At 72.7% G+C, this 11,919-nt stretch carries 11 protein-coding genes; 4 read left to right on the top strand and 7 right to left on the bottom strand.

Features of this window, described 5'->3' with window-relative positions:
- Positions 1–320 precede the first annotated feature (320 nt).
- The 3 genes from ACTRO_RS32635 (at position 321) to ACTRO_RS32625 (ending at position 4,452) form a co-directional block, all read left to right on the top strand.
- Entirely contained in the window at positions 321–1,601 is a 1,281-nt protein-coding gene (locus ACTRO_RS32635; protein ID WP_034269378.1) for a hypothetical protein, read from the top strand.
- A 92-nt stretch (positions 1,602–1,693) separates the two neighbouring features.
- Positions 1,694–2,485 (top strand): 3-hydroxybutyrate dehydrogenase, encoded by a 792-nt coding sequence (locus ACTRO_RS32630; RefSeq protein WP_034269375.1) that lies wholly within the window; start codon positions 1,694–1,696, stop codon positions 2,483–2,485.
- Positions 2,486–2,580: 95 nt separating this feature from the next.
- On the top strand, positions 2,581–4,452 hold the full coding sequence (locus tag ACTRO_RS32625) for a helix-turn-helix domain-containing protein (protein WP_084316682.1): 1,872 nt from the start codon (positions 2,581–2,583) through the stop codon (positions 4,450–4,452).
- Positions 4,453–4,466: 14 nt separating this feature from the next.
- Here the strand turns inward: ACTRO_RS32625 and ACTRO_RS32620 are convergent, their stop codons facing one another.
- From ACTRO_RS32620 to ACTRO_RS32590, 7 genes are all read right to left on the bottom strand, one after another.
- The gene (locus tag ACTRO_RS32620) at positions 4,467–5,222 is read right to left on the bottom strand and encodes an RCC1 domain-containing protein (protein WP_084316681.1); all 756 of its coding nucleotides are present in this window, start codon (positions 5,220–5,222) and stop codon (positions 4,467–4,469) included.
- A gap of 67 nt (positions 5,223–5,289) precedes the next feature.
- Complete coding sequence (locus ACTRO_RS32615; RefSeq protein WP_034269367.1) at positions 5,290–6,180, bottom strand: alpha/beta fold hydrolase; 891 nt, start codon at positions 6,178–6,180, stop codon at positions 5,290–5,292.
- Positions 6,180–7,238 carry a branched-chain amino acid ABC transporter permease gene (locus ACTRO_RS32610; RefSeq protein ID WP_084316680.1) on the bottom strand — a complete coding sequence of 353 codons (1,059 nt, stop codon included), beginning with the start codon at positions 7,236–7,238 and terminating at the stop codon, positions 6,180–6,182. The genes ACTRO_RS32615 and ACTRO_RS32610 overlap by 1 nt, the downstream gene beginning before the upstream one ends.
- Positions 7,235–8,107 (bottom strand): branched-chain amino acid ABC transporter permease, encoded by an 873-nt coding sequence (locus ACTRO_RS32605; RefSeq protein ID WP_034269362.1) that lies wholly within the window; start codon positions 8,105–8,107, stop codon positions 7,235–7,237. The genes ACTRO_RS32610 and ACTRO_RS32605 overlap by 4 nt, the downstream gene beginning before the upstream one ends.
- Positions 8,104–8,850 carry an ATP-binding cassette domain-containing protein gene (locus ACTRO_RS32600; RefSeq protein ID WP_034277726.1) on the bottom strand — a complete coding sequence of 249 codons (747 nt, stop codon included), beginning with the start codon at positions 8,848–8,850 and terminating at the stop codon, positions 8,104–8,106. The genes ACTRO_RS32605 and ACTRO_RS32600 overlap by 4 nt, the downstream gene beginning before the upstream one ends.
- Positions 8,851–8,858: 8 nt before the next feature.
- Positions 8,859–9,683, bottom strand: coding sequence for an ABC transporter ATP-binding protein (locus tag ACTRO_RS32595; RefSeq protein ID WP_034269360.1), 825 nt, complete (start codon positions 9,681–9,683; stop codon positions 8,859–8,861).
- Positions 9,683–10,927 carry a substrate-binding domain-containing protein gene (locus tag ACTRO_RS32590; protein WP_034269358.1) on the bottom strand — a complete coding sequence of 415 codons (1,245 nt, stop codon included), beginning with the start codon at positions 10,925–10,927 and terminating at the stop codon, positions 9,683–9,685. Before ACTRO_RS32590 ends, ACTRO_RS32595 begins: the two co-directional genes overlap by 1 nt.
- A gap of 228 nt (positions 10,928–11,155) precedes the next feature.
- Between ACTRO_RS32590 and ACTRO_RS32585 the strand changes: the two genes are divergently transcribed.
- Positions 11,156–11,917, top strand: a complete 762-nt coding sequence (locus ACTRO_RS32585) for a CoA transferase subunit A (RefSeq protein ID WP_034269355.1) — start codon at positions 11,156–11,158, stop codon at positions 11,915–11,917.
- The last annotated feature ends 2 nt before the right edge of the window (positions 11,918–11,919 follow it).

The following is an 11,919-nucleotide window of genomic DNA, read 5'->3' as shown; positions in this document are numbered from 1 at the left end:
ATTCTGGCCCGGCCGCTACGCGGCCGGGCCAGAATGCATGATTTTCATGACGCTTCTAGGGCGCGTTTGAGAAGTATCGCCGGGGCCACGACGTTACTTCTCCAACGCGCCTTAGGCCCTCCGCCAGTGGCCGGCCGCCCGGCCCTCGATCGGCGCAACCGGCTAGGCCTTCCGGTGCGCGCGCACGCGCGACCATGGTCGCGCAGCGTGTCCGCACGGTGGCGGATACTGGAGCGGTCCCCAGTGCCGGTTTAGCATTCGAGCAGTCGGGACCACCTCCCCGGCGCGTCGCCGACCACTCCCAGAGAGGGGCCGCACCCATGGCCCGACGGCTGCTGGCCGACAGCGCGATCGTCGCCGTCGGGATGATGGCGGGCAACGTTCTGTCCTACGGGTTCAGCTTCGCCCTCTCGCACCAGCTCGGCTCCACCGGCTACGGCCAGATCGGCGCGCTGCTCGCGCTGTTCCTGATCGCCTCCATCCCGGCCACCGCGCTGCAGGCGGTGACCGCGCGGCGGGTGGCCACGGCGACGGCGGCCGACGGCGGGGAGCCGGGGCCGCAGGTCGCGGCGCTGGCCGGGCCGCTGATCCGGTGGTCGGTGCTGGTCGGGCTGGCCGAGGCGGTCGTGCTGCTGGTGCTCGCCCCCGCGCTCTCGGCCGCGCTGCCCGCGGTCTCCACCGCCCAGGTCGCCTGGACTGCCGTCTCCCTGCTGCCCTACACCGTCATCTCCGGCTACTTCGGCCTGGCCCAGGGCACGAGCCGGTTCGTCGTGTTCACGACGCTGTTCATCGCGATGAACGCGGTGAAGTTCCTCTCCGGGCTCGGCGTGGGCGGCGTGACCGACAACCCGACCGTGGTCATGGTCGCGGTGGCGGCTTCCTGGTTCGCCGTGTGCGCCCTGTGCCATTACGCGCTGCGCGACCTGGTCGCCACGCGTCGGCTGGTGCGCGGCGACGGCTACCTGCGTGAGTTGGGCAAGGCCAGTTGGGGCATGGGCGCGGCGCTGATGCTCTCGCTGCTCGACGGGCTGCTCTCGGCGCACTACTACCGCGGCTCGACGCTGGGGAGCTATCAAGCCGGCGCGCTGTTCACCCGCGCGGGCTATTTCGGCCCGCAGTTCGTGGCGATCCTGGTCTACCCGCGGCTGGCCGTGCCGGACACCCGCCGGGCCGCGCTGCGCATCGGCGTGGCGGCGTCGGTGGCGATCGGGCTGCTCACCACCGGCCTCGTGGCGCTGATCGCGGGGCCGCTGGTGCGGGTCGCCTTCGGCAGCCACTACACCGAGGGAGCCTCGTTCTCGCTCGAGTCGGCCGCCTGGCTGTTCGCGCTGGCCGGCGCGATGCAGGCGCTGGTCCAGCTGGTGCAGCTGGACGCGGTGGCGCGCGGCTCCGCGGCGGTGGGCTGGCTGGTGCTCGGCGGCATCGCGGCCGAGCTGATCGCGATCACCACCTTCGCCCACCACTCCCCCGACGAGCTGATCACCACGGCCGCCGTCGTCGGCACGGTCACCGCCGCCGCCGGTCTGGCCATGGCCGCCCGCGCCCGGCACCCGGCCGCCCACGCCGTGCGCACGGCCGAGCGGGCGCCAGCTGCCGCTTAGGCCGTGGATGGGGCCACTCCACACGGGTCCCGGAGAGGCTGTGTGGCCCGCTCACATGCGATCGTCCGCGCGGCGGCCGTACGGTCGGGTTCATGACGAGGATCGAGGACGCGGCCGAGTGGGCCGCCGGCGGAGGCAGCGTGGACCTCGGCGGCCGCACCGCCGTGGTCACCGGGGCGGCCAGCGGGATCGGCCGGGCCTGCGCCGAGGTGCTGGCCGGGGCCGGGGCGAAGGTGCGGGTGCTCGACCTCGACGCCGAGGGCGCGCGCGAGGTGGCCGAGGCCGTGGGCGGCGAGGCGCACACCGTGGACCTGACCGACCCGGGGGCCGCGGCCGCGCTGGCCGCGGACGCCGACATCGTGGTCAACAACGCGGGCTTCCAGGTGGTGCGCCCGATCGAGCAGTTCCCGCCGGACGTCTTCCACCGGATGCTCGCGGTGATGGTCGAGGCGCCGTTCCACCTGATGCGCTCCGCGCTGCCGCACATGTACGGCCAGAGCTGGGGCCGGATCGTGAACATCTCCTCGGTGCACGGGCTGCGTGCCTCGCCCTACAAGGCCGGCTACGTCACCGCCAAGCACGCGCTCGAGGGCCTCTCGAAGGTCGCCGCGGTCGAGGGCGGCCCGCACGGGGTGACCTCCAACTGCGTCAACCCCGGCTATGTGCGCACGCCGCTGGTGGAGAAGCAGATCGCGGACCAGGCCGCCGCGCACGGGATCGACGAGCAGGAGGTGGTGGAGAAGGTGCTGCTGGCCCGCTCCGCCACCAAGCGGCTGATCGAACCCGGCCAGGTGGCCGATCTCGTGCTCTACCTGTGCTCGCCCTCGGCCGCCTTCGTCAACGGCGCCTCGCTCGCCATGGACGGCGCCTGGACGGCGCAGTAGCCTCCACACCCCGAGCCGCCCGACCCGGCCCGCTCGCACGAAGCTCGCGGGGAAACCCTCAGCGAAACCCTCTCGGAAGGATGCGCCGAACCATCATGAGCAGCGCGGATCTGGTCTACCTCGGCCTGCTCGCCCGAGACGCCGCGTCCGCCGAGTACGACGAGCCGGTGCGCCGGGCGCGGGCCGAGGGCGCGGGCCCCGAGCGGGTCGCGGAGGCCGAGCAGGGCCGGACGCTCGCGCTGCGGGTGCGCGCGACCCTGCGCGAGCAGCGCCGCCGGGAGAACGAGCTGACCGCGCTGTTCGAGACGGCCGGCGACCTGGCCGGGCTGCACGACCTGGACGAGGTCCTGCGCGCGATCGTGATCCGCGCCCGTAAGCTGCTCGGCACCGATGTGGCGTACCTGTCCTTGCACGACGAGCGTGCGGGCGACACCTACATGCGGGTGACCGCGGGCTCGGTCTCGGCCGAGTTCCAGCGGGTGCGCCTGGGCATGGGCGAAGGCCTCGGCGGCCTGGTCGCGCAGACCGCGTCGCCCTACGCCACCGCGGACTACTTCAACGACGACCGCTTCCGGCACACGCGCAGCATCGACAGCGCCGTGCACGACGAGGGGCTGGTCGCCATCCTGGGCGTGCCGTTGCTGGTCAACGGCAAGGTCATCGGCGTGCTCTTCGCCGCCGACCGGTCCGTGCGGCCGTTCACCCGCAACGAGCTAGCCCTGCTCGGCTCGCTCGCCACCCACGCGGCGATCGCCATCGAGTCGGCCAATCAGCTCGCTGAGACCAAAGCGGCGCTGGCCGAGCTGGCCGAGGCCAGCCGGGTCATCCGGGAGAACAGCGCGGCGGTCGAGCGCGCGGCCGAGGCGCACGAGGCGCTCACCGGTCTGCTGCTGCACGGCGCCGGGCTCGGCGAGTTAGCGGCCTCGGTCAGCGAACTGCTCGGCGGCGCGGTCTGCCTGACGGATGATCAGGGCCGGGTCCTGCACGGCACGGAGGCCGACGCGCACGGAATCGGCGTGGAGGCCGCGGCCGCGGAGTCCGAGCGCACTGGCCGCGCCGTGTTCGCGTCCGGGCGGTGGATCGCGGCCGTGCAGGCCGGCGGCGAACACCTGGGCACACTGGCGTTCCGCGGGCCGGCCGACCTGGGCAAGGCCGACCAACGCATCCTGGAACGGGCAGCCATGGTCACCGCTCTGCGGTTGCTGACGGAGCGTTCGGTGCGCGAGGCCGAGCATCAGGTGCGCGGCGAGCTGCTGACTGATCTTCTCGACGCCGTCGGCCGCCCCGACCCGGACGTCTCCGGTCTACGCGAGCGCGCCCGCCGGCTTTCCGCGGATCTCGACGCAGCACACATACTCGTGGTGGCACGCGCCGAGGACGCCGACCGGCGCAGGCTCGCCTCGGCCGCCGCGCATCTCGCCGCGACCCGCCACGGCCTGGCCGGCGAGCGGTCCGGCACCATCGTCTTGCTGCTGCCCGGCACCGAGCCGACCGCCACCGCGCGCGACGTCGTACACCACCTGCACGCGGCGATCCAACGACCCGTCACCGCCGGCGCCGCCGGTCCGGCGTTCGGCCCGCTGGCCGTGGCCGCGCTGTTCGAGGAAGCAGATCGCTGCCTCGGCGCGCTGCTCGCGCTCGGCCGTATCGGTGACGGCGCTTGCGCGGCCGACCTGGGCTTCGTCGGTCTGCTGCTCGGCGGCGGTCAGGTGCCCGGCTTCGTCGAGGAGACCCTCGGCCCGGTGCTGGAGTACGACGCGCGCAGGCAGACCGACCTGCTGCGCACGCTCGAGGCCTACTTCGCCTGCGGCGGCAACCTGATGCGCGCCAAGGACCGTCTCCACGTGCACGTCAATACGGTCACCCAGCGGCTGGAACGGATCGGCAAACTGCTGGGCGCGGACTGGCAGGCACCAGACCGCGCCCTCGAACTGCAGCTCGCGCTGCGGCTGCACCGGCTGCGCTAAGCCGTGTCTTCGAACTAGCGCCGGTACGACCCGCCGTCGCGCAGGCTGACGGCGACATCGAAGTTGGTCCCGGAGGCGTCCCGGACCCCGCCGAGGACGAACACGGGGGCCGGCGCGTTCACCTTGCTGCCGTTGCCCACCTGCCCGAACTCGTTGTCGCCCCAGGCGTAGAGGTCACCGCCGCGGGTGATGCCGTAGGAGGTCGCGCCGCTGGTGGCGATCTTCGTGAAACGCAGGCCGGGCCGCAGCGGAACCCGCACCGGAGAGGGCTGCGACGCGGTGGTGCCGGTGCCGAGCTGGTAGTGGCGCCCGTCGCCCCACGCGTAGAGGCTGCCGTTGTCGAGCAGGACCAGGGTCTGCCCGTTGCGCGGCAGCGATCCGCCGAGGAACGCCTCGCGCACCCGGCCGGGCAGCTTGACCCGCAGCGGCACGCCCAGCTGCCCGTTGGCACCCAGACCCCACGCGTACACGCTGCCGTTCGTCAGCAGCGCGTAGGCCGTCGAGTTGGACGTGCCGATCTGCCTGACCGCGCCCGGCAGGTAGACCGGGAAAGGCGTGGTGAGCGGGCTGCTGACCGACCCGGCGGTGCCGAAGGAGCCCCAGAACGCGACCGTCGAGGCGGGCGCGGAGGGCGCGCCCCGGCCCGCCGTCGGGTCAGCGGCGGCAGGGCCCGCCGCCGCGGCGATCACGGCCAGCGAGCCCGCGCCGACCAGGACCGGGCGCGACACGCGACGCGAGCACTCAGCTACTTTGCGCAGTGCAGGAATCATGGCGCCAGGCTAGAGTCCGGATCCGCGGTGCCCCGGGAACCCCTCCCGAGGCAACCGGGTGATTCGCTCAGCGGAGCAGGGCTCTTACGATCGCCCGCGCTCCGGCGCCGGGCCCGACGACGGTGTAGTGGTTCGTGCCCGGCACCAGCTCGACGCGCACCTTGTCCCGATCGAGCCCGCCGAGCACGAGACGCGATTCGTCATACAGCGCCTGCTCCTCGTTGAGCATCCCCCGTGCCGCGTAGACGAACTCCACCGGGCACGTCAGCTCGTTGATCGCCGTGCGCAGCCCCGGCTCGACGATCACCTGCCTCCCGTCCGCGCGGATCGCGTCCTCGACGCACGAGGAGACCGCCCGGCCGTCCGGCAGCACCAGCGTGTCGCGCACCAGATAGGCCGTCAGGGGCTCGGACCAGTTGCCCACGAACGACGGATGGGCGCGGTGGAAGTCGAGGTAGGCCGCGGCGTCGGCGAAGGTCATCGAGAGCTTCTTCACCGCCGGACCGACCACCGCCTCGAGCACGGCGTCCGGATCGGCCCCGGACGGCAGCGGGAACCCGAGCCCGCCGTCCACCGCGACGAAGCGGCCGAACCGCTCCGGGTGGCCGAGGGCCGCCGTCGCGCCGACGAACGCGCCGAGGGAATGCCCGCCCAGCACCGGCACCCGGTCGATGCCGAACGCGTCGAGCACGGCGACGAGGTCCTGCGCCTCCCTGGTGATCCCCCAAGGACCGGTGATCCCCCGGGAGCCCGCGCGCCCGCGCAGGTCCGGGGCGATCACCTCGGCCCGGCCGGCCAGCTCCGCCACCACGCTGGACCAGACCAGCGCGTTCGCGGTGATCCCGTGCGCGAGCAGCAGGACCGGGGCGTCCGGGACCGTCGCCGCCCAGTGCAGCACCGCCAGCTCCCCGCCCGGGACCGCGACCCGGGATTCGGTGTACTCCCGCCAGCCAGTCATCAACCCTCCTGTGTCCGGGCTCCCGCGCGCGAGCGTCCGGCCAGCCCGCCCGGCGCGAAGAACACCACCAGCACGAACGCGGCGCCGAGCAGGAACAGCGGCTGCTCGAGCGGTCCGCGCAGCACCCCGGGCAGCCCCGCCACCGCGGCCGATCCGGAGACCCGGGTCAGCGACTGGCTGGCATAGCCGTAGAGCACTCCTCCGATAATTGCTCCCCATCGGCGCCCCGTCCCACCCAATACCGCCATGACCAGAAGGCTGAGCGTGAAGTTGGAGTCGGACACCGTGGGCGTCGCGCCGCCGAGCAGCAGCAGGTAGACCACTCCGCCACCGGCCGCGAGCACGCCGGCGACCACGAAGGCGAGCAGCTTGAACAGGTACGGATTCAGTCCCAGCACCTCCACCCGCCGCTCGTTCTCGCGGAGCGCGCGCATCACGCGGCCCGGCATGGAGGCGGTCAGACCCCAGACGACGAGCGCGCACACGGCCAGGTACGCCAGGGCGATCCAGTACAGGTTCGCCGTGTTGCGCACCCCGCTCAGCGCCGCGGGAACGGCGTCGCCGTTCAGCGTCTCGCCCTGCTCGCCGCCGGTCAGCTGCGGCGATCCGGAGATCACCAGGATCGAGACGGCCTGGCCGAAGGCCAGGGTGACCATGGCGAACCCGATCCCCTCGACCCGCAACGCGACGCCGCCGAGCACCACCGCCGCCACCGACGCGATCGCGAGACCGGCCGCGGCGGAGACCCAGAGCCCGTACCCGGCGTGGTTGACCAGGATGGTGGTCAGATACATGCCGCCGGTCACGAACATGCCGTGCCCGAAGGACATCACGCCGGTGTGCCCGAACAGCAGGTCGTAGCTGATCGCGAGCCCGGCGAAGACCAGGCAGACGGCCAGCAGCTGCAGCACCCCGGGCGCGTCGAACGGTCCGTCGAACACACCGGGGATCTGCACGGTCGAATACGGCAGGGCGTAGAGCAGGGCGAACAGCAGCGCCGCGCGCACCCAGCGAGAGGCGAGCGGGCCACTTCGCCAAAGCGAACTCAGGGCATTCACGCGGGCCTCCCTTGCAGACGACTGCGGCGGCGCAGCAAAAGCACCGCGGCGAGCAGCAGCACGACCGACTCGTCGCCGAGGCTGGCCGAGGCGTAGTCGGCGTACTGCTGGACCAGACCCACCGCCACGGCGGCGAGCGCGGTCCCGGCGATCGAGCCGGTGCCGCCGAGCACGACGACGACGAACGCGAAGATGAGCAGCGAGGTGCCGTCCCCCGGAGAGACCGAGCCCTGATAGAGCCCGAACAGCGCGCCGCCGAGTCCGGCCGCGCCGCCGCCGAGGGTGAACACGGCCAGGTTGGCCCGGCGCACGTCGATGCCCAGCGCGGTGACCATCTCCCGGTCCTCCACGCCCGCGCGCACGATCAGACCCGCGCGGGTACGCGCGAGCAGCAGCCGCAGGCCGACCAGCAGCGCCACGGCCAGGCCGATCAGCAGGAAGCGGACGCTCGGGACGTGCGCGCCGAACAGGTCGACGGTGCCGCCCAGCCAGCTCGGCAGCGTCCACAGCCGCGCGTCGGCGCCCCAGATCGCCTGCAGCAGCGCCGGAATGGCGAGCCCCAGGCCGACCGTGGCCAGCACCTGGTCGAGCTGGCGCCCATAGAGGGGCCTGATGATCGCGAGTTCGGTCAGCGCGGCAGCGCCGGCGCCGGCGGCCACCCCGGCGAGCAGCGCGGCGAGAAGGCCGACCGTGCCCGAGAGCTGGTCGGCCACGGTCCACCCGACGTATCCGCCGAGGCCGACGAACGCGCCGTGGGCGAAGTTGAGCACGTCCATCAGGCCGAAGATCAGCGTCAGGCCGGAGGCGACGAGGAAGTAGAGCGCGGCCAGGCCGAACCCGGTCGCGGTCAGCAGCACCACGGTGGTCATGACGCCGCACCCCCTCGACGCGCGTCGGCCCGCGCCGTGGAGACGCCGAGCAGCTCGTTCGTGCGGGCCGGGTCGGCCAGCAGCTCACGGGTGTCGCCGCGGTGCGCGACGTGCCCGGTGTCGAGCACGACGGCCCGGCCGGCCATCGTGCGCACCACGCTCAGGTTCTGCTCGATCAACAGGATCGGCACGGTCTCGGCCACCTCCTTCAAGGCGCGGGCCACCTCGGCGGCCACCTTCGGGGACAGGCCCTTGGTCGGCTCGTCGACGACCAGGAGACGGTTGCGGCGCAACAGGATCCGGCCGATCGCGAGCATCTGCTGCTCGCCGCCGGAGAGCGTCCCGGCGGCCTGGGCGGCGCGCGCCTTGAGCACGGGGAAGAGCTCGTAGACGCGCTCGTAGCCGGCCTTGGCCCGCTCCCGCGGCTCGGCCAGCCGCAGGTTCTCGGCCACACTCAGCCCGGCGAACACGCCGCGGTCCTCCGGCACGTAGCCGATGCCGAGGCGGGCCACCGTGTGCGTGGGCAGGCCGAGCAGTTCGCGCCCGTCCAGCCGGATCGAACCGGTGGCCGGGTACAGGCCGAGGATCGACTTGGCGGTCGTGGTCTTACCGACGCCGTTGCGCCCGAGCAGCGCGGTGACGCCGGTGCCGGCCACGGCGAACGAGACGCCGTGCAGGATCGCGCTGCCGCCGAGCCTCACCCGGACGTCGTCGAGCTCGAGCAGCGGATCAACGCCCTTCATCACGTCGGTCACAGCGGCTCTCCCAGATAGGCTTCGCGCACCACGGGGTTCTCGGTGATCTCATGCGGCGCCGCGCAGGCGAGCAGTGCGCCGTGGTGCAGCACCGCGACCCGCTCGGCGAGCCCCAGCACGACCTCCATGTGGTGCTCCACCATGAGGATCGTCGCGCCGGCGGCGTGGATCTCCCGGATCAGGGCTGTGAGTTCGGGCACTTCCTCCACCGCCATGCCGGCCATCGGCTCGTCGAGCAGCAGCACCTGCCCGGCCACGGCGTGCGCGGGCCGCGCGGCCTGGCCGGCCAGCAGGATCGCGAGCTCGAGCTTGCGCTTGCCGCCGTGCGAGAGCGAACCGGCCCGGCGGCCGGAGTCGGCCGTCAGCCGGGTGCGCTCGAGCGCCTCGGCCGCGGTGCTCCTCGCCTTCGCGCCGATCCGGCCCCACGGCTTGAGGCTGCCGTACGGCCCGCTGATCGCGGCCTGCGCCGCCAGCTCGGCGTTCTCGGCCACGGTCAGGCCGGGCAGCACGCTCGAGGTCTGGAACGTGCGTCCGAGTCCGCAGCGCACCCGGCGGTGCGCGGGCAGCGCGGTCACGTCCCGGCCGTGCACGCGCACCCGGCCCGAGGTGGGCCTGGTCAGCCCGGTGATCAGGTTGAACAGCGAGGTCTTGCCCGCCCCGTTCGGCCCGATCACCGCCAGCAGCTCGCCGGCGCGCACGTCCAGGGTGACCTCGTCCAGCACGGTGCGCCCGCCCACGCGCCAGCCGAGGCCGGCCAGCGCGAGGGCGGGACGCTCGTCGACCGGCGCGGCGGCCGGGTTCCGAACGGTCTGCAGTTCCATCAGGACCCTGACGTGATCCAGGCCGGGACGGCCGGCGCTGGCGGCGCGATCGAGGCCGGGTCCACCGTCTTGACCAGCTGCGGGGTCCAGGTCGTGCCCGACCCGGTGAGCTTGGCCTCGAACTCCGGCTGGAGCAGCGCGTGGTCCGAGGCGCGCACGGTGTACTGGCCCTCCACGCCCGGGAAGGACCAGCCCTCCAGCGCCTTGATCATGGCATCGACATCGGTGGGCGAGGCCTCGAGCGCGTGCGCGAACATCTGCATCGCGGTGAACCCGTCCGGGGTGAACAGGTCCACCGTGCCGCCGGACTCGGTCACCAGCTTCGTCATCGCGGTCTCGTAGGCGTTGCCGCCGCCCGCGCCCGGGAAGTAGTGCGCCAGGAACTCGATCTTCGAGCCGGCCGGCCCGGTCGCCGGATACGTGGCCACGTTGGCCAGTCCGGTGACCACCTCGGTGGCCGAGAGCACGCCCTGCTGGTTCAGCGCCGTCCACATCGAGGTGGCGTTCGTCCCGGCCCAGGCGACGAACAGCAGGTCGGGCTTGGCCGCCAGGATCTTCGCGGTGAACGGTGTGAAGTCGGTAGCGGTCAGCGGCACCAGCACGCTGCTCACCGAGGCGCCCTGCGCGCCGAGCACGGCCTTGACCCCGGTGACGTTCGCCGTGCCGAACTCGCTGTCCTGCGCGAGCACCACGACCTTCTTGCCGGACAGGGTGCCGACGAAGGTGCCCGCGGTGGCGATGTCCTGGTAGGACTCGCGGCCCGAGCGGAAGGTGTAGCGGTTGAGGTTGTCGAGCTGGTCGACCGCGGCCGGGCCGGCGATGTCGAGCACCTTGTTCTGCGCCGCGACCGCGGCCACCTGCAGCGCGATGGCCGAGTCCACCGAACCGCCGATCATCTCCACGCCCTGGCCGATCAGGCCCTTGGCGTCGGCCACGGCGGTGGCCGGGCTGTCCGCGTCGTCCTCGACCACGAGTTGCACCTTGTGGCCGTCGATGACGTCGGTGCCCTTGCTCAGATAGCTCAGGCCCGCCTTGAGCCCGGCCAGATACTCCGTGCCGTACGGGGCGTAGGGCCCTGATTCGGAGGTGATGATGCCGATCTTCACGGTCGAGCCGGTGGACGCGGCGCTCGAGGCCGCGCCGGTCGGGGACGCGCAGCCGGCCGCGAGCGCGGCCAGCGCGAGCAGTCCGGTCGCGGCCAGGACGCGGCGAGGCCCGGCGGAGTGTGGTGCAGGACGCGACATTGCGGCTCCTACGAAGGGCGGGGATGGGGATCGGAAGGTCTTTCACTGAGCTCTGCCTGACCCTAGGAACTGGGCCGCCGCGCCCCCATGTGAGCCGTAGCCACAATCCCGGACCCGGGCATGTGCCGCCGCGACATCTGATCGTCCAGGCCGGGCGGGCGAGACTACAGTGCTGGGAGAACGACCGTTGTCTTCAGGCGACACGACAAGGAAGTCAAGGGAAGTCACATGGACAAGGTGGTCGCCGCGGCTCAAGCCGTGGCCGACATCCCGGACGGCGCCACCATCGCCGTCGGCGGGTTCGGACTGTGCGGGATCCCCTCCACTCTGATCGCCGCTCTTCTCGCGTCCGGTCCACAAGACCTGCGCGTGGTCTCGAACAACTGCGGCGTGGACGGCTGGGGCCTCGGGCTGTTGCTCGAATCCGGCCGGATCTCCCGAATGACCAGCAGTTACGTGGGCGAGAACAAGGAGTTCGCCCGGCAGTACCTCTCCGGCGAACTCGAGGTGGAGCTCACCCCGCAGGGCACGCTGGCCGAACGGCTGCGGGCCGGCGGCGCGGGCATCCCCGCGTTCTACACCGCCACCGGCGTCGGCACCCAGGTGGCCGAAGGCGGCCTGCCCTGGCGCTATCACGAAGACGGCACCGTCGCCCTCGCCTCCCCGCCCAAGGAGGTGCGCAGCTTCGGCGGCCGCGACTACATCCTGGAAGAGGCCATCGTCACCGACTTCGCCCTGGTGCGCGCGGCGATCGCGGACCGGCACGGCAACGCCGTGTTCAACGGCTCCGCGATGAACTTCAACCCGCTCGCGGCCATGGCCGGGCGCGTGTGCGTGCTCGAGGCCGAACGCATCGTCGAGCCCGGAGAGATCCCGCCGAGCGCGGTGCAGCTGCCCGGGGTGCACGTGCACCGGGTGGTCGAGGCGACGGTGTCCGACAAGCGGATCGAGCGGCGCACCGTGCGTCCGCGCACGGAAGAAGGAGTCTGACG

Origin of the sequence: Actinospica robiniae DSM 44927, assembly GCF_000504285.1 — a bacterium.
In the GTDB taxonomy this organism is placed as follows: domain Bacteria; phylum Actinomycetota; class Actinomycetes; order Streptomycetales; family Catenulisporaceae; genus Actinospica; species Actinospica robiniae.
Note: the sequence above shows the minus strand (reverse complement) of the source record. Positions and strands in the feature narration are given on the sequence as shown.